Here is a 17610-nt window from a genome sequence, read left to right as displayed (position 1 = left end):
GGGTTACTCAAGGGCGGCCCCATGGACTCTTCAAGTACTGGTGGTGTTCTGCCTTGACACGACGCTCCACAACGCTGATAGGTGCCAGCGTGCTCGCACTGGCCCTCGCCGGATGCACGACGGAATCCTCCGATTCCGGCGATGACGACGCGGTGGTCTCGGTGACCGGCGGCTCGGTTCGCGGCACCGTGCACTCCGACTACCGGGTGTTCAAAGGAATTCCCTACGCGGCGGCTCCGGTCGGCGAGCTTCGGTGGCAGCCGCCCGAGCCCGCACCGTCCTGGAACGGCACGCGCGACGGCTCCCGAGCGGGAGCCCAATGCCCGCAGAGCGGGACGAGCCTGCCGGGGTTCGTCTCCTCGCTCCCGCAGAGCGAGGACTGTCTGTTCGCCAACGTATGGGCGCCTCCGGCCGAGGACGCAGGCGGAAAGCCGGTGCTGGTCTGGATCCACGGCGGCGGCAACCTGATCGGCAACGCCGATCTGTACGACGCGCAGCGCCTGGTCACCCAGGGTGACGTGGTGGTCGTCACGATCAACTACCGGCTCGGGGCGCTGGGCTGGCTGGCCGACCCGGCACTCGCCGCAGACGGGAACACGGGGAACTACGGAATGCTCGACCAGCAGGCCGCGCTGGGTTGGGTACGCGACAACATCGCCGAATTCGGAGGCGATCCGGCGAAGGTCACCATCGGCGGTGAGTCCGCGGGCGGGGACGGAGTCTGCACCCAGTTGGCCGCGCCCGGCTCGGACGACCTCTTCCGGGCCGGGATCGTCCAAAGTGGTCCTTGTTCATCGAATCTGTCCACCACCCCGGAGCGCAGCCAGACGTTCGCGGTCGCCGCCGGCTGCGCCGATCCCGCGGACGCCGCCGCATGCCTGCGGGGGCTCCCCGTCAGCACCCTGCAGAAGACAGCGAACCCACCGAACGGCCCGGTCGCAGGCGGTCCAGGTCTCCCCGAGGCTCCCCCACAAGCGCTGGCGAACGGCGCGGGAAACCAGCGACCGGTGCTGATCGGCACCAACACCGACGAGGGCAACTTCTTCAGCGCCCTTCAGCCCCCGCTGACCGACGAGGAGTACCCGCGCCGACTGGCCACCACCTACCCGGCAATCGCGGACCGCGTCCGGCAGGCGTACCCGATCTCCGAGTACGACGACGACCCGAACCTCGCCTACGCCGCCCTGACCACCGACGCCATGTTCGCCTGCTCCGCCGAGACAACGATCGAATCACTGCGCACCACCGGATCAGCGGTGTACCAGTACGAGTTCGCCGACACCACCGCGCCGGCTCCACTGGACATGCCCGAACCCTCGTTCCCGCTCGGCGCGGCACACACCCTCGAACTGCGCTACCTCTTCGACATCGAGGGCTTCGACCCGCTCACCCCGGCACAGCAGGAACTCGCCGACCAGATGGTCCGCTACTGGGCACAGTTCGTCCACACCGGCGACCCGGCGACGCCGGAGCAGGCCGCCTGGCCATCCCGGCAGTCCGACGCCCCGACCCGGCTCGCCCTGCGCGCCGACGGCCCTCAGTTCGTCACCGAGCCCGACCGGGACCACCACTGCGATCTCTGGTCCGAGGAGCCGTAAGCAGCCCGAGCAACAACCTCCGGGCCCCCGGAGCAGCACCGCCACCGAGCAAGACCCCGAGCACACGAAACAACTCCCAGCACGGACGAATCCGTACTGGGAGTTGTGTGAACCTGACCTGGGTGTTTGTGTGAAACACCCCTGGTGGTGTCCGAGGGGGGACTTGAACTCTCCACTCGGGCACCAGTCCGTTAGTTAGCTGACCTGGGGAAACGTTGCCGGAGAGCCGTTTTGGGCAGTGCCGGGTTTCACCGCGCTGACCTGCTGTTTCTGCCCGCTCCTGTCCGCTGTTGGTCATGCGTTGGTCACGTGGCCAACCGGCTCTGAGCCGTAAGAAGCCCCCGCCCGATGCCTGACGGAAGGACGCATGAACGGGGGTCTTCTCTTCCCTGTAGCAGGCGGCTGTTTCCGACCGGCTACAGGGGGCCTGGGTGGCTCATACGGGGTTCAGCCGGTCCGGGGCCGCCGTCCACTCGCACCCGCCGCTCTCGGGCCACACGAACGCCGTGGGGGCCGTTCGACGGGCGTTCGGGGGAGAGGCCGGATCGGTCCATGCCCGGTCGACTTCCTTGAGAATGCCGACCCGCCGACCGTCCGTGACGCGCTGGCCGACCATGCGTTCGGTGACCGTCACCCCCACCCCCGGAGAGGCCGTTGGGTGTTCGGATCGTTCGGGTGGCCCGCACGGGCGTGATAGCCCATGGAACCGAGAACCACGCGTACACCCAGGGTGTTGCCTTCCCCCGCGACAGCGGCGAGTGCCTGGTGAAGCTGTCGGCAGATCTGGCATGTGTCCGGGCCCACGGGCCCCGGCTGGGGGGTGCGGACATCGATCAGCACGGGTTCCCCTCCCCGATCGGGCGAGTGTCCTGCGGGTGCCCGTAGATCTTGTGAGCCCGCATGTCCTCCAGGACTCTCACGAGCCCTGGCCGATGGCGGGCGGTCAGAACGGACGAGAGTTCCTTGCGCAGCTCGGCGCAGAGGGGGCAGACGTTCGGGTCGACAAGTCCCGGTCGTGGCCTGCGGATGTCAGATGCCCGCAGCAGCATCGCGGCCCCCCTTGCAGCGATCGCAGGGAAAGGGGCACGGCGGGAGCGTGTAGCGGGGGAACGCGATCACGCCGGATGCCGGGTCGCGCCGACCGCCGTACTGCGTCCACCAGCCGCTCACGGGCCCGTCCGCGAGGCTGACCAGCTCTGGGTCCGGCAGCGCGCTCGCACGGGCGTTCACGCGCCTTGCTGGGGTCGTCACGCGTCCCCCTCTGCCAGGCTCCGGTGCAGCACCTCTTGCGCCGCCGCCTCGGTGCACAGCTCTTCCCACGTCGGCGCGTCCACGGTGTGCGCGAGATTCCATGCCGGTTGGTCTGACCTGCTGGCGCCGTACCGCTCGCGCAGTGCGAACACGCTGCCGCTGTACGGGGGCGTTGCGTACCAGCGCGGGGGCTCGTCGCTGCCCCGCTTCGACTGGAAGAACTTCCATCCCTCGGGGAGTTCGGCACTCATGTCACATCCCACCGCCCCGAGGCGCGCACTGGTGGTCTGACGGATGGCTGGCTGTAGTTTTGTGCACTGTCGTCAACCTCTTGGTGGTTGGTGGCCACGCCCCCGGACGTTCGCCCGTCGCGGGGGTTCCTGCCGTCTCAAGAGCTTCAACCGCCTGCAACGCATCCGGGAACGTCGAACGGGGAACCCCGCAAGCCCATTTGGGGAACCCCGCTGGGGTGTACGCGGATACCCTGGGGGAGATCACTCTTCTTCTCACCAGGTGGCGCCCATGGTCGATCGAATGGCGAGTCGCACAGGCTACGTACTGACGATCCCTGATGGATTGTTAGATAGTGAGGCCATGCGCGGGGCCTGTGCGGCACGTGACTTCCAAGAGATTTTCCGGCTCGTCAACCGGCGCACTGGTTCCAGCTACGCGGTAATTGCTTCGGCAGTTGGAAAGATGACCAGTGGCCGCGTGAGTGACATCATTCGAGGAGTCCGCAGCATTCGCGGACAAGAAGTGATCGAGCGGGTATGCGATGGCTTCGGAATCCCTGGGGAGATGTTGGGAGTTTCCAAGCGGTCGTGGGAATCTAATCCAGCTTCGGACGACATTTCGAAGAACAAGGAATGGAACTCGGAGAAGAAGTCAGAAAACCTTGATTTCGTCACCGTGGCCAAGTTGCGACAGCAGATCCAAACTCTGGACTCACGGTACGCAACCGAGCCTTCTACTGTGCTGGTCGCCGAAACTGGAAGTCTCCTCGGGACGCTGGTCCAATGGCTCGATCACAGCGCACCGCACCCCGTGATCCGCGATTTGCAGGCTGCCGTGACCGAGGCTTCCACACTTATGGGGCAATTGGTCTGGGACGCGTCAGGCAGAACCGACCACTGCACAGCACGCGGATATTTCGATCAAGCTGCCAGCGTTGCGCGAGAATTGAGAGATCCTGTCGCTGAAGGGCTCGCAACGCTTCGCACGTCGTTTATCGCCCTCTATGGACAGAAGAATCCGCCCGAAGGGCTTCAATTAACCCGTCAAGTAGCGGCCAAGGTGAGAAAATCTAGCAGCGCCCTAACTGGACTTGCTTTGCTCCATTCCGCCGAGGCTCACGCGATGCTTCGCCAGCGAAGCGAATGCGAAGAATCGCTCCGGGACGCAGAAAGATTCTTTGATAGGGCAGGGGAGAATGATGCAGGATTCTCCTTGATTTCCCCAGGGCAGTTCGGTCGCCTAGCTGGATCATGCTTCCTCTTCCTGGGTGACGCTCCTAGGGCCGAGACTATTTTGCAGGAAACGGCCAACAGAGTTCGACAGGGGTCCAAGTCTCAGGCGATTGTTCTCGGTAATCTGGCTTTGGCGCACATCCGGCAAAGAAAGATTGACGAAGCAGTCGGCGCAGTCCACAGAGCCATTGAGGTAGTTGAAGGCAACCGTGGAGGTGGAGGGCTAAGTCTGATCTTCAAGGCGGGGAAGGAATTGCAGAACTGGAATGATTCCTCAGATGTGAAGAGCCTCAATAGTCGACTCTTCGGGCTGATCGCTGCTTGAGAAGGGAAGTGCCGAGTGACCGCCGACGCTATCCGAGGCGAAAAACAGAAGATCCGTGAGCGTGTGTGGAGACTACTCGAAAGAGAGAATGCGGTTTCGACCAACGCGACTGGGAGAATCCCTTCATTTGTTGGCTCCGCTGCCGCTGCTCTTCGCCTCTCCGAGCATCCCGCATGGCAGGAATCCCGGATCATCAAGGCCGTTCCAGACAAGGCTCAGATGCCAGTACGAGAGTTGGCGCTACAGGAAGGAAAGAGGGTGTACATGGCTGCGCCAAAACTTGCCGCAAGCAAGCCCTTCTATTTCCTGGACCCTGAAGTTCTAACCATTACTCCCGGAGAGGCCGCAGAAAGGCGGGCGGCGGAGCGGCACGCTTTGCTGGTGGATGTGCAAGAAATGCCGCCGGTTGATCTAATTGTCTGCGGCAGTGTAGCCGTTAATGCCAAGGGTGCGAGATTGGGGAAAGGGGCTGGATATGCCGATATCGAGATTGCCCTACTCCAAGAGGCAGGATTGATTGCGCGAGATGTGCTCATCGTGACTACCGTGCACGATCTGCAAGTAGTCGATGGTGAAATCCCAGAATCTCCCCATGACTTTCGGGTCGATCTTATCGTCACTCCAGAGCGAGTAATTGAGTGCCCGCCTCATAAGCGGCCCCAAGGAATCCTCTGGGAGTCCCTGAATCCGGAAATGATCGCAGAAATCCCCGTGCTGGCGAACCGGCGGCCGTGAACCAACTCGGTAACTCCACAGCACGAAACAACCCCGACTCTGTGGCCGGGGTTGTTTCGAGGGTTTGTTAGAGGAGTGCGCGGAAGGGGTTGGGGTCTGTGGATGGTTCTGGCCGTTCGGGTGCGGGGTTCGGGGCGGGGGTGTTTCGGGTTTCGGGTCGGTAGGTGTTCAGGTTCACGATCCGGGCGCGATTCCGGTCATGCTGCGGGGTGGCCGGCGTGTGGTCCGGGGCTGTTTCTGTCGACTCTGTGTGAGGGGTTGCGTGGTCGGTGAGGGTGAGGACGGTGGCCGGTCGGCCGGTCCGTCCTGCTCGTTCCACAGTGACGGTGATGCCGGGGAGTGCTTTGACCTCTGCGGCGGTGGCGCCGACGTACGGGAGTACCTGGGAGGAGGTGGCGCGTCCGCCGTGCAGGGCGATCCGGGCACGCACTTTCTCTTCAAGGGTGAGGGGTTGCCGTGCCGGTCTGGGGGTGGTGGCTCCCCGGTTGATGCGGACGGCGTCCTGGACGGAGCGGCGTACCAGGGTGAACGCGGCGGCCAGGGTTTCCTCCGTGATGTGTTCGCTGCATTCGGATGCTGCGAGGCAGGCGGCGACCCGGAGGGTCTGTTCTGCGGTGCGCTCGATGAACACGGCCTGTGCTTCGGGGAGGGTTTCGCCCAGGATGCGGGCGTAGCGGCGGACGATGCGCCACAGGGGCCGGGCGTCCTCGGTGAGGGTGATGGTGCGGGGGCGGGCGGTGGCCCATCCGTAGGCGTCGGACAGGTCGCGCCCGTCCACCTCGGGCAGGCTCAGGCGGTCGTCGTCCAGGAGGGGGACCGATCCGAGGAGGAAGGGGAGGATGCGGTTGTACGAGCCTCCGGCCGCTTCGGACTCACCCACGTATTTGGTCCAGTCGGAGGGGGTGACGTGGCAGTGCAGGACCATGGACGGGTCGCGTACTTCCTGTGCGTCGTCCTTGGTGGTGTTGCGCAGGGTCGCCCCGTCCCACGCGGTGCGCAGCTTGGTCGTGAACGACGCGTCGCGCTTCACCCGGCGGAGTACTTCCGACCACTCTTCCTCGCACACGAACGCCCGCACATCCCGCCCGTGTTCTGTCTCCGTGGTGGCTTCCTGCTGTTCCCACAGGTGATTCACCAGGGACGCGCCGGAGGTGATGCCGGAGGTGGTGTGGGTGGCCAGGAAGCGGCCCAGGGGCCGGTCCAGGATGTGATGCGCCGCCCGCAGCGCGGTTCCCTTGCCCCGTCCCGTTCCGGCGACCAGGGCGGACCACAGCAGTACGGGGCGTGCGCTGCCCCGAGAGGAGACTTTCACGCTTCCGCCGATGGCTGCCGACCACATCGACAGGGCCGCCACGTACACGCCGAGTGGGTCTGCTTCCACGTGGGGGGTGATGCGGCGGACCGCGCGCCCGATGGGACCGTGGAGAACGGGGGTGTTCATGCTGCCTGCGCTTTCCGGGAGTTGGTTTGGTCGGGGTGGGGGTGGACGGGGCGCCACCGGCCGCCGTCCTTGATGACCGCTTGGGGGTGTCTTCTGGTCCTGGGGCACAGCGGCAGGGTTTCGCCGCCGTCCGCCGGGATCACCACGGCTTTGCAGCGTGCTTCTTTGGTCTCTCCGACCTGAGCGGTCCGCTTGACGGTGGCCAGGGTGAACGGGTCATCGCTGACGATTCCCGTGCGGCGCCTGCCGCTGGGCGCATCCCACGACACCCAGCTACCGGGGGAGTAGTCGCTTCTGCTGGGTCTGCTGCCCGCGCCGTATCCGGTGGCGTTCTTCCAGACGCTGAGGTCTGTGGGCCGGGGGTGACGGCCGCTGACTGCGGCCGTCACGGTGGGTGCGGCACTCAGGCCGCTGCCGCTTTTCCCTCGGGCGCGTCCCGGTGGGTGAGTTCGTAGGCCTGGCGGACGTGCATGGGGATGCGTCCCTTGGCGGGTACGGCGTATCCGTTCTCTCTGGCCCAGGTGCGCAGTGCGTGATTGCGTTCGCGCTCGCTCATGCCGGACCGGTCCGCTCGGGCAGGCTCCGGAAGCGGATCACCTCCCACCAACTCGCCGTTGCGGACGGCGGTCTGGAACCGTCCGGGCGCCCGGACGTCCATGACAGGGATTCCCAGCTCGGACGCGTCCCTGAGTTTGGTGGTGTTCCGGTCCCCGCCCTCCCCGAGAATCAGCAGGACGGTTGAGTCGTCCGCCCTGCCGACCACCTCATAGCCCAGATTACGGACCGCTTCCCGCGCGTCGTCCCACTCATAGCCCGGAACCTCACCAGCGATCATCACGGACCGGGCAGGCTCAGGAGCGGACTCGACCACCGGAACCTCTTCCGGCTCCGGCTCCGGCTCCGGCTCCGGGGCAGTCTCAGCAACCGGCACAGCCTCAACCGCCCCCGGGGTGCCGAGTGCGTCTGTGAGGTACCGGCCGAACACCGTGTCGTGTTCCCGGCACAGATCCCACGTGTGCGCCCCGAGCGTGAGCGTCGTCGCCGCTTCCGCCTCACTTCCGTCACGCGCCAAATGTGCGTCGCACAGAACCTTTTCCACGGGCACGAGAACGGTTTTACGCATGACACAGCACCCCTTTGTTTGAATAGAAGTATCAGCGATTAACCGGAGCCTCGCTCCAACGGCTTCCCGCTTGACTTCTATTCTCCCAAAGCGTTATCACGAGACGATAAATGACACATAACTGACGCATTACTCAAATGATAGAAATGACGGGGGTAATGCTTTATTTCAAAGGGATTGGACCCACCGGGGGTGCCGTCCTTCCATCACGTTCGCCAATCAAATCCCCAAGAATGTCAGCGGTTCACTTCCTGGCAGCACATGAAACACTTCTCCGACCGGTGTTCCGGTTCGTCGTCCCACGGTTTAGAGTTTCCGGTCGCTCGCCACGCGATGTGAGCGGCGGACTCCCATGCGCATTCCGGGCACTGCGGCTCGACCCACGGGCATTCGCGGCCGGTCCGGTGTATGCCGTCGTGTCTGCCAGCCGCCCCGGCCTTGGCCGCGCGCCTGCTCACTCGTCCCCCTCGAAGACCCACCCGAGGCGCTTCATGCCGTCCGCCGTCAGGCCCAGGGAAGTGGCCAACTGCCGGTACTCGGTCAGGTGATCACGCGTCGCGGTCCCGTCGAGGATCTTCCCGTAGTAGGCGAGCATGACGGCCACGGTCGGCACGTACGACTCGTCCCACCGCGCCGCCTGCGGGCTGTTCCACCACTGTTCCCACTGCTCGCACTCGGCATCCGACCATTCCCGCACCCGGGGCAGACCGGGCACGGGCAAACCGTGGTCGTTCGGCAGGACATCAAAACCCTTGTAACGGGAATGAGGGGAGTTCGGGTCACGCATTCTCGGCATAGAGCCTCCAGAAAAGGAAACGCAAACGGAAACCGGGTCCCGCCGGAAGGGTGGCGGGACCCGGTCTAAGCAACTAAATCAGGCGGTGGGCCAGGTGACGGAAGCCTTCACGATTCCCTTGGTGGGCTTGGTCTCGTCAAAGGTGCCATCAGCCTTCTTGGTGTCCAGGCCAGGGAAGCGGATGACGCGGGCGCCGAATAGGTGGAGCGTGTCCAAGTACATGGCCCGGTACTTCTCCGACTGACCTTCCCTGAATCCGGTGAACTGGCTCGCATAGGTGGCGAATTCGGAATGCCCGGCCACGATGTCCACCCCGGCGGGCATGGCCGTGGTCGTCAGGATCGTGAACCCCGCAAGACGCGCCACGACACCGTTGGCGGTGACGCCGCTCTCCCCGTACGCGGCGGCATTCGCTACCGCCGGGTGCTCGATCAGGTACCGCTTCACACGCGGTGAGACGACCACGTAGCGGCCTACGGGGATGTCGTGGTCATCCAGGGCCAGCATCATGTCCAGGATGGCGCTGTAGAGGCTCTGAGGGATGCCTCCGGCAGCCGGTACGACGGCCGGGAGCGCCGTCGCCGCAGCGGTGATGATCCCGCCCATGAACGTGTCGGCTTCACGGGCCAGGGCCCGGATCATCTGCTGGTTGATCGGGGAATCCAGGGTCCCGGCGAGCTGGACCCGTTCCGCATCCTCCACGAGAACCTGAAGGTACTTCGCCTCGGTGATGACCAGCTTCTGGTCAACGGTCTCCGGCCGCTGGGCCGTCATCCCCTCCGGCAACTTGTAGTCACCCACGGTCGGCCGAAGAAGGCTGTTGATGTGAACGACATCCCCCTTCTTCCGAATGTCGCCCTCGTACTTGTTGTTGGCGACGAGCGGCGACGCCCACACCAGGAGCGGATCGAAGGCGGTGAGAAGTTCCGAATCCCAGAGTTCGGGAATGAAAGGAACGGTTCCGGGCTGCTGGTAGGCAAGAGCCATACAGGTACTCCTAGTTATCGCTTGCGGACATCGAGGGAAAGCGAGCGGCGCTCAGAGAAGGGGAGGCCGCCCCGGTTGTGTTGTGCACCGGCCAGATGAGGGAACGCGGACCGGCCGGGGCCGAACGGCGCCAGTGCCTCGCCCATGGCCTCAGCGGACGGCTTCCCGTCCTCACCGACCAGCTTCGACAGGTCCAGGTAATCGGCATACCCATCAGGGACGGTGATCCCGGACTCAGCGGCATAGGCCCTGAGTTCAGCCCGCGTCAGCCTCCCTGAATACTCCCGTTCCACCTCGGCCCGGACAGCATCGGCAGGCTCGGCCGGCCGGGCCTCTGGAATCTGTTCTGCGTCGCTCACAGCGACACCTCCTAATGAACTAATCAGTGTGAAAAGAAGAATCGTAGAGAAGGGCCGCTTAAGGGCGGCCCTATACCTCACAACAGGACAACGAAAGAGAAGACAGGTCCCCTACCCCGTACATTTACTTCACAGGGTGTGGGGCTGACTCTGTGTTGTAGCCGCTGTCTCACAGGCAGGTATCCGCAGAGCTGCATTCGAGCACCTTCGTGGTGCTCTGGACTTCAAACAGGCCCGGACTCTCATCCGCGTCAGAGGCTCACCGCCCAGTGAGCTTGACTCCGAGGAGAAAGCCCCCTCACTCATATAAAAAATCGGACAGGGTCTGTCACTCGCTCATGCCGAACGGTTCCATGCGTTCTGCCGGTCCTCTTGTGCACAGGTGCTCCCTGGGCTGGTTCGCCTCTCGCCAAGGGCGCGCAGATCCGATGACGGCTATCTTCCGGCCCTTCGTCGCTGTCTGGCCCAGATAGTCACCTGTCTTGACGGCCAGGCTGTCCTGAAACCACCTCTCGACTGTCTTCCGGTCTTCGTCATTCGAGTACGCGACGGTGCTGTCTACGTGCGTGACGCCATTGCTCCGCCAGTCGTCCCAGAGACGGCCATCGACCCCATCGTCCAGGCCCGCTTCCAGAGAGCGGTGCCACCAAGGCCGTTCGACTGCATCCCGTCTGGCGGATTCTTCCTCCACGGTCAGGTTGTCCACCTTGGCCGGTGGGTGAAGGTTCCATGCTTCGTAGGAAATGCCTTCACGTTCTTGCGCGCGACGGATGGCGCGGTTCTGGTTCTGCCGTTTCACTCCGCATTGTGGGTGGTCGGGGTTGGTCACCGGGTTCGGGCCCCGCTTGCTCTTCGGGCGGAGAAACGTCCATTCCTCCTTACACCAGGCGCAAACCAATTGAACGCGCTTCGTCTCCGCTGCCGCCATTCCGCCCCTCTTGCTGGAAACAGAAAACCCCCGGTTGCCCAGGGGCGTTCACTCACCACAGTTCGTCAGTTCTGGCCGTCCAGCCACTTCTCAAGGTCGCCCGGTCGGCACCGAAGCGCCTGACCGACCTTCCGAAACGGGATCTTCTCTCTCTGCCAATTCCCGTACACCCACGACCGGGGCTTGTTCAGGTACTCGGCCACGTCGTCCAGCGTCATCAGCTTGGTCAATGCTTCTCCCTTGTCTTGCCGGTGGGCGACTGTTTCCGCCCGCTGCTGTCCGGCCTGCTTCCAGGAGTACGTTCATCAACCCACGCTGTCAAGCCTAGGTGTGACCACCCGGGGTGTTACGGTGGGGGTATGAGTCCACACATTCAGATCACCCAGGACGTAGGACCCTGGCGAGTGCTCCTGACATGGGCGTCCGACGCAGACCCGGCCAGCGGCCCCACACGCGTGCTGATCACTCCGCACCCGGACGCCGACCCCGCTTCCATCCAGGGCGGGACGTCCTCCACGGTCCTGCGGCAGATCGACTTCAAGAAGGCAGGCGACCAGTTCCGCGCGGCCCGACCCACCGACACCCTTCACGAGGTGGCGCAGGACACAGAGGCCGAAGCCCTTCGGTGGCTTCTGGCCACCGAAGGCGTCTCGGACGCCTATCTGGCGTTCCTCGCCGAGTCGTACGTCCGGGCGGTCGCACGAGCCGCACCCAACGTCACGGCGCACCTGGCCGAACTAACCCACAAGCGCCCCGAGACGATCCGGGGCCACCTCAAAGAGGCCCGGAAACGGGACCTGCTGACCACCGTGCCAGGAAAGGCCGGGGGCAAACTCACCATCAAAGCGAGGGAGATCACCACGGGCGAATACCTCGACAAGATCACCGATTACCTGATGGGGAACGACTAGAAAGGAAATCCGTTCACGTGGCAAAACGCGGTAACGGGCTCGGGGGGACTCCGGTGGAGATCCCGCGCACGGGCAGACCGAACACCTGGGGTGTGCGTGCGCCCCTTCACCTCAATCCGGCGACAGGCAGGAAGGAACGCCCCTGGATCGGACGCGAGTACAAGACCAAGACCGGGGCGGAACGGGCGCTGCGCAAGTGGCAGAGCGACCACGAAGCGGGGAATCTCGCCCCCCGCTCGGATATGAAGCTGGGTGACTGGCTCGACAAGTGGCTGTCGAATCTCAGGAAGGAGGGAACGACGGTGGCCGGATACGAGACGAAGATTCGTCTTCACATCAAGCCGCACATCGGGGACGTGAAGCTGCGCGAGGTCACCGACGACACGCTTGATGATCTGTACCGGCTCTTGGAGACGGCTCCGTGCCCGACCAACAAGGGCAAGCCCCTCGGGGCGAAGAGCGTCCGCCACGTCCACAACATCCTCTCCGGTGCCCTCGGTGCCGCTGTGCCCAAACTGATCCCGAGCAATCCGGCAGCGGTGGCGCACCCGCCCACCGCGCGGGAGATACGGGCCCAGGAGCAGAAGCACCCCACCTTGGACGATGGCCGGACGGCCCGATTCCTGGCCGCAGTGTGGGAGGCGTGCGGGAACCGCGTCTGTGACGGCGGTCTGACACACCACTGCCTCAGAGACGCACCCCTGTGGACCGTGTACGCGGCCACCGGGGTGCGGCGCAGTGAGGCTCTGGGAATGAAGTGGTCCCTCGTCCGCTGGGACGAGGGGGCGATTGAGCTGGGCTGGGTCGTGGTCGAAGAGGGCAACTCCTACCGTCTGCGCAAGCTGACCAAGGACGGCGACGACAACGCCGTGATCTACGTGGATCAGTCCGTGATCGGCATTCTGAAGCGGCAGAAGGAGCGCCAGGACGAGGAGCGGAAGCGTCTCGGGGTGGCGTGGGCTGACCATGACCTTGTGTTCGCCCGTGACGGCTTCAAGCTCTACCGGGGCGAGGCGGGCGGACCGCAGGACCCGGAAAAGGTGTCGGCACGGTGGCGCACCCTGCGTAACCGTCTGCACCTCCCGGACGACTTCCGGATACACGACTGGCGCCACAGTTGGGTGACCAATTCTCTGGAGGCCGGGGAGAACCCCGTCGAGGTCTCCGCCAACGTCCGGCACCACTCGCCGGGCTACACCATGGCCAGGTACGGCCACTCTCGTAAGGACGGGGCGCGGCGACTGGCCGCGTCCGGCGCGGGCCGACTCGGCCTGTCATCCCTGGTCTGACCGGGAAACTCGCTCGGCTGTTGGTCACGTGGTTGGTCACGCCACAGTCGGGGAAACAGAAAAACCCCAGGTCAACTGGGGTCTCTGCTGGTGTCCGAGGGGGGACTTGAACCCCCACGCCCGATAAAGGGCACTAGCACCTCAAGCTAGCGCGTCTGCCATTCCGCCACCCGGACAAGGTGTCCGCCGCTTGGCGCGGGGGTTTCCCCGCAGCAACGTGGACAACCATACCAAGGTTTCGGAGCGCCTCTCACCTGCGTTTTCCGTCGCCCGGACACCCCTGTGGGGCAGGGGTGCGCCGGGGTCGGAGGCGTCACTCATCGCGAGGGATCGGTCACCTCAGGTGCGCGGCACCATCGCGCGGGACGGAGTCGGGCGTACGGCGGGGGATGTACGGCATCGCGCGGGACGGAGTCGGGCGTACGGCGTCGGGTGGACGGCATCACATCGATGGATCAGGCCGACGGCATCAAGTGGTACTCCCGGAAGTTCCCCGCCAGCCGCTCCCCCGTCGGTCCCCGGGTCACCGCGCGGACCAACAGGTCGCCGCCGACGAAGGCGCCGCGCCAGGACGCGCCGAAGCCGCCGAAGAGCTCGTCGCGGTCGCCCCGGGAGCGGGGCCTGCCGTGGCCCACCTTGAACGCGCGGATCTGCGGGGCGAGCCGGTCGTAGGTCGCGCGGTCGTCGGTGGAGAGCGTGGCGACCAGCGCGCCGTTGGATGCGTTCATCGCGGCCAGCAGTTCCGCCTCGGTGTCGACCAGGACGATGGTGTCGACCGGGCCGAACGGCTCGGCGTGGTGGAGGGGCGAGGACGGCGGGGGGCCGAGGAGGGTGACCGGCTGGACATAGGCGGAGGTGTCCTGGCCGGGGAGGAAGCGGGCGTCCGCCAGCCGTCCGCGGTGCAGCGGGACGGCGCCCCGGTCGACGGCCTCGGCGACCTGGTCGGTGAGTTCCTTGGCCTTGGCCGCGTTGATCACCGGCCCGAAGTCCAGGTCGGGGTAGGGGTCGTCGGGGTGGGCCACGGCGAGCGGGTGCCCGACCTTCAGGGTGCGGACCGCCGGGAGGTAGGCCGCGAGGAAGTCGTCGAACAGCGCGCGCTGGACCACGAAGCGCGGATACGCCGTGCAGCGCTGTTTGCCGTAGTCGAAGAGTTTGGGGACGACCGCGGTGAGGGCGTCCCAGTCCGAGTGGTTCCAGATGCCCCAGGTGTTGAGTCCCTCCTGTTCGAGGATGTGGCGCTTGCCGAGGTCGGCGACCGCGGTGGCGACGGCGGCGCCGGTGTCCCGGCCGCCGACGAAGGAGACGCAGCCGATCTCGGGCGCCCGCACCAGCGCCTGGGACAGCTCGCCTCCGCTGCCGCTGACGAGGGTGACGGGGATGCCCTCGCGGGCGGCGAGGGCCGCGGCCAGGGTGAGGCAGGCGACGCCGCCGTCGGTCGGGGTCTTGGCGATGACCGCATTGCCTGCCAGTGATTGGACCAGCATGGCGTGAACGAGCACGCTCATCGGATAGTTCCAGCTGGCGATGTTGGACACCGGTCCGTCCAGCGGGGCCCGGTTCTCCAGCATGGGTTCGATGCCGTCGACGTACCAGCGCACACCGTCGATGGCCCGGTCGACATCCGCGGTGGCCAGCCGCCAGGGTTTGCCGATCTCCCAGACCAGCAGCAGGGCGAGCAGTTCGCGGTGCTCGGTGAGGGCGTCGAGGGTGGCCGCGACCCGGGCACGGCGTTCGGCGAGCGGGAGGTGGCGCCAGGCCCGGTGCTGGTCGAGGGAGGCGCGTACGGCTTGCTGGGCGGTGGCGCGGTCGAGGCGGGGCGGGCCGGTGATGGGGCTGCCGTCGACGGGGGTGGTGGCGGGCAGGGTGCGGCCGTCGGGCTGCCAGCCGGCGTTCCAGAGGTTGAGGACGCGGTCGTCCCGGAATGCCTCCGGGACGACGGCCAGGCACCGCTGCCAGGCGTCCGTCCAGGAGGTGCCGGATTTCAGGGTGAGGGTAGGGGTGGGTGCCATCGGTGGACTCCGCTCTCGGTGCACAGTCGGGGCGGGAGGGTGCGGGGCGAGGGGGGTGGGGGGTGCAGGGGTGCGGGGCGGCGGCTCGGGTGCTGGTCCTGGCGTCGGGGCCGGAGGCCCGGGAGGACGCCGGAGAGGACGCCGGAGATGGGCGCGCGCCGGGCCCGGTGGACGGGGACGTACGGGAAGGTCCCGTGCACGGCGCGCGCACCGCGGTGCACAGGGCCGTAGGGGCGTCCCCTACTGGTCCAGCGCGGCGACCACCAGGCGGGCCGTCTCCGTCGGGGTGCTGCCCACCCGGACTCCGACCGCTTCCAGGGCTTCCTTCTTGGCCTGGGCGGTGCCGGAGGAGCCGGAGACGATGGCTCCGGCGTGGCCCATGGTCTTGCCCTCGGGGGCGGTGAATCCGGCGATGTAGCCGACGACGGGCTTGGTGACATGCTCGCGGATGTAGGCCGCGGCCCGTTCCTCGGCGTCGCCGCCGATCTCGCCGATGAGGACGATCAGTTCGGTGTCGGGGTCGTCCTGGAAGGCGGCGAGGCAGTCGATGTGGGTGGTGCCGACGACGGGGTCGCCGCCGATGCCGACACAGGTGGAGAAGCCGATGTCGCGCAGTTCGTACATCAGCTGGTAGGTGAGGGTGCCGGATTTGGAGACCAGGCCGATGCGGCCGGGCTTGGTGATGTCGGCGGGGATGATGCCGGCGTTGGACTGGCCGGGGGTGATCAGGCCGGGGCAGTTGGGGCCGATGATGCGGGTGCCGCGCCGGCGGGCGTAGGCGGTGAAGGCGACGGAGTCGTGGACGGGGATGCCTTCGGTGATGACGACGGCGAGGGCGATCCCGGCGTCGGCGGCCTCGGTGACGGCGGCCCTGGCGAAGGCGGGCGGCACGAAGACGACGGTGACCTCGGCGCCGGTGGCCTCCATGCCCTCGTGGACGGTGCCGAAGACCGGGACCGCGCGGTCGTCGAAGTCGATGCTGCGGCCGGCCTTGCGCGGGTTGACACCGCCGACCACCTGGGTGCCGGCGGCGAGCATCCGCCGGGTGTGCTTCATGCCCTCGCCGCCGGTCATGCCCTGGACGAGGACCTTGCTCTCCTTGGTGAGGTAGATGGCCATGTCCGGCTCCTCAGGCTGCGGCGTGGGCGAGTTCGGCGGCGGTGCGGGCGGCGTCGTCCATGGTGGGCGACTGGCGGAGCAAGGGGTGCGCGTGCGCGTCCAGGATGGCGCGGCCCCGGGCGGCGTTGTTGCCGTCGAGGCGGACGACCAGTGGTTTGGTGAGGGTGACGGTGTCCAGGGCGTGGACGATGCCGTCGGCGACGGCGTCGCAGGCGGTGATGCCGCCGAAGACATTGACGAAGACGGACTTCACATCCGGGTCAGAGACGATGACCGACAGTCCGTCGGCCATGATCTGCGCGGAGGCGCCGCCGCCGATGTCCAGGAAGTTGGCAGGGCGGGCGCCGCAGCCGGCGACCACGTCGAGGGTGGACATGACGAGTCCGGCGCCATTGCCGATGATGCCGACCTCGCCGTCGAGCTTGACGTAGTTGAGGCCCCGTTCGGCGGCGACGGCCTCCAGCGGGTCGTCGTGCTCGGTGGCCTCGGCGCCCCAGCGGGCCTGCCGGAAGGCCGCGTTGTCGTCCAGGGTGACCTTGCCGTCGAGGGCGAGGATCCGACCCTGGGCGGTGCGCACCAGGGGGTTGACCTCGACGAGCAGGGCGTCCTCGCGGATCAGTACCTCCCAGAGGCGGACCAGGACGTCCACGGTCTGCGCGGGGAGCTTGGCCGCCAGGGCGATCTCGCCGGCCTTGGCGGAGGTGACCCCGGTCGCCGGGTCGATCGGAATGCGGGCCACCGCTTCCGGCCGAGTCGCGGCGACCTCCTCGATGTCCATACCGCCCTCGGCCGAGGCGATGGCCAGGAACTGGCCTGCGGCGCGGTCAAGGACGTAGGAGATGTAGTACTCGGTCTCGATGTCGACGGGCTGGGCCAGCATCACCGTGCGAACCAGGTGGCCCTTGATGTCCATACCGAGGATCTGACGGGCCGTCAGTTCTGCGGCGGCCGGGTCGGCGGCCCGTTTGACGCCGCCCGCTTTGCCGCGGCCACCCGTCTTGACCTGGGCCTTCACCACGACCCTGCCGCCGAGCCGACGGGCGATCTCACGGGCTTCCTTGGCCGAGTCGGTGACCTCGGCCCGCGGCACCACGATGCCGTATTCCTCGAAGAGTTCCCTTGCCTGGTGTTCGTACAGGTCCATCTCGGCTCCTGACTGAAAGTGTCGCACGCCCCCTGGACACCACCCACCGGATGCGGGATAACAAGCTTCATACAGTATTCGTCGACTGTATGCAATGTACCGCGAGACTGCTCCAACCCCCTACGAAGG

16 protein-coding genes and 1 tRNA gene are annotated in these 17610 nt (G+C 66.2%); 5 read left to right on the top strand and 12 right to left on the bottom strand.

The genetic code is table 11. The features are described from left to right. Positions 1-89 precede the first annotated feature (89 nt). Positions 90-1598, top strand: a complete 1509-nt coding sequence (locus tag ABZX40_RS12480; RefSeq protein ID WP_355732270.1) for a carboxylesterase family protein — start codon at positions 90-92, stop codon at positions 1596-1598. Between the two features lie 1247 nt (positions 1599-2845). Here the strand turns inward: ABZX40_RS12480 and ABZX40_RS12475 are convergent. Continuing rightward, positions 2846-3100: a hypothetical protein gene (locus tag ABZX40_RS12475; protein WP_355732272.1), complete on the bottom strand. Its 255-nt coding sequence runs from the start codon at positions 3098-3100 to the stop codon at positions 2846-2848. A 271-nt stretch (positions 3101-3371) separates the two neighbouring features. Here ABZX40_RS12475 and ABZX40_RS12470 point away from each other — a divergent pair, with 271 nt between their 5' ends. Both ABZX40_RS12470 and ABZX40_RS12465 read left to right on the top strand, forming a co-directional pair. Next, positions 3372-4640: a transcriptional regulator gene (locus ABZX40_RS12470; protein WP_355732274.1), complete on the top strand. Its 1269-nt coding sequence runs from the start codon at positions 3372-3374 to the stop codon at positions 4638-4640. 15 nt (positions 4641-4655) lie between these two features. Further along, a complete protein-coding gene (locus ABZX40_RS12465) occupies positions 4656-5375 on the top strand; it encodes a 5-formyltetrahydrofolate cyclo-ligase (protein ID WP_355732276.1) in 720 nt (239 codons plus the stop codon). A 67-nt stretch (positions 5376-5442) separates the two neighbouring features. Here ABZX40_RS12465 and ABZX40_RS12460 read toward each other — a convergent pair whose 3' ends face one another. From ABZX40_RS12460 to ABZX40_RS12430, 7 genes are all read right to left on the bottom strand, one after another. After that, positions 5443-6756, bottom strand: a complete 1314-nt coding sequence (locus tag ABZX40_RS12460; protein WP_355732277.1) for a DUF3987 domain-containing protein — start codon at positions 6754-6756, stop codon at positions 5443-5445. Between the two features lie 463 nt (positions 6757-7219). Further along, complete coding sequence (locus ABZX40_RS12455; RefSeq protein WP_355732279.1) at positions 7220-7939, bottom strand: histone-like nucleoid-structuring protein Lsr2; 720 nt, start codon at positions 7937-7939, stop codon at positions 7220-7222. A gap of 454 nt (positions 7940-8393) precedes the next feature. Further along, positions 8394-8654: a hypothetical protein gene (locus tag ABZX40_RS12450; RefSeq protein WP_355732280.1), complete on the bottom strand. Its 261-nt coding sequence runs from the start codon at positions 8652-8654 to the stop codon at positions 8394-8396. A gap of 159 nt (positions 8655-8813) precedes the next feature. Continuing rightward, entirely contained in the window at positions 8814-9722 is a 909-nt protein-coding gene (locus ABZX40_RS12445) for a hypothetical protein (protein ID WP_355732282.1), read from the bottom strand. 14 nt (positions 9723-9736) lie between these two features. Next, a complete protein-coding gene (locus tag ABZX40_RS12440) occupies positions 9737-10081 on the bottom strand; it encodes a hypothetical protein (protein ID WP_355732284.1) in 345 nt (114 codons plus the stop codon). A gap of 328 nt (positions 10082-10409) precedes the next feature. Next, the gene (locus tag ABZX40_RS12435) at positions 10410-11009 is read right to left on the bottom strand and encodes a hypothetical protein (protein ID WP_355732286.1); all 600 of its coding nucleotides are present in this window, start codon (positions 11007-11009) and stop codon (positions 10410-10412) included. 65 nt (positions 11010-11074) lie between these two features. Beyond that, positions 11075-11239: a helix-turn-helix domain-containing protein gene (locus tag ABZX40_RS12430; RefSeq protein WP_355732288.1), complete on the bottom strand. Its 165-nt coding sequence runs from the start codon at positions 11237-11239 to the stop codon at positions 11075-11077. A 129-nt stretch (positions 11240-11368) separates the two neighbouring features. Between ABZX40_RS12430 and ABZX40_RS12425 the strand changes: the two genes are divergently transcribed. Continuing rightward, positions 11369-11920 carry a hypothetical protein gene (locus tag ABZX40_RS12425; RefSeq protein WP_355732290.1) on the top strand — a complete coding sequence of 184 codons (552 nt, stop codon included), beginning with the start codon at positions 11369-11371 and terminating at the stop codon, positions 11918-11920. A 92-nt stretch (positions 11921-12012) separates the two neighbouring features. Next, positions 12013-13209, top strand: coding sequence for a tyrosine-type recombinase/integrase (locus tag ABZX40_RS12420; protein WP_355732292.1), 1197 nt, complete (start codon positions 12013-12015; stop codon positions 13207-13209). Between the two features lie 88 nt (positions 13210-13297). On the opposite strand, the gene ABZX40_RS12415 is transcribed toward ABZX40_RS12420, so the two are convergent. The 4 genes from ABZX40_RS12415 to sucC form a co-directional block, all read right to left on the bottom strand. Continuing rightward, positions 13298-13385, bottom strand: a tRNA-Leu gene (locus ABZX40_RS12415). Between the two features lie 279 nt (positions 13386-13664). Continuing rightward, positions 13665-15218, bottom strand: coding sequence for an aldehyde dehydrogenase family protein (locus ABZX40_RS12410; RefSeq protein WP_355732294.1), 1554 nt, complete (start codon positions 15216-15218; stop codon positions 13665-13667). 240 nt (positions 15219-15458) lie between these two features. Beyond that, the gene (gene sucD, locus ABZX40_RS12405) at positions 15459-16337 is read right to left on the bottom strand and encodes a succinate--CoA ligase subunit alpha (RefSeq protein ID WP_355732296.1); all 879 of its coding nucleotides are present in this window, start codon (positions 16335-16337) and stop codon (positions 15459-15461) included. 10 nt (positions 16338-16347) lie between these two features. Beyond that, on the bottom strand, positions 16348-17481 hold the full coding sequence (sucC, locus tag ABZX40_RS12400) for an ADP-forming succinate--CoA ligase subunit beta (RefSeq protein WP_355732298.1): 1134 nt from the start codon (positions 17479-17481) through the stop codon (positions 16348-16350). Positions 17482-17610: the final 129 nt, after the last annotated feature.

The sequence above is a fragment of the Streptomyces sp. NPDC004610 genome, from assembly GCF_040609715.1.
Taxonomy (GTDB): domain Bacteria; phylum Actinomycetota; class Actinomycetes; order Streptomycetales; family Streptomycetaceae; genus Streptomyces.
Note: the sequence above shows the minus strand (reverse complement) of the source record. Positions and strands in the feature narration are given on the sequence as shown.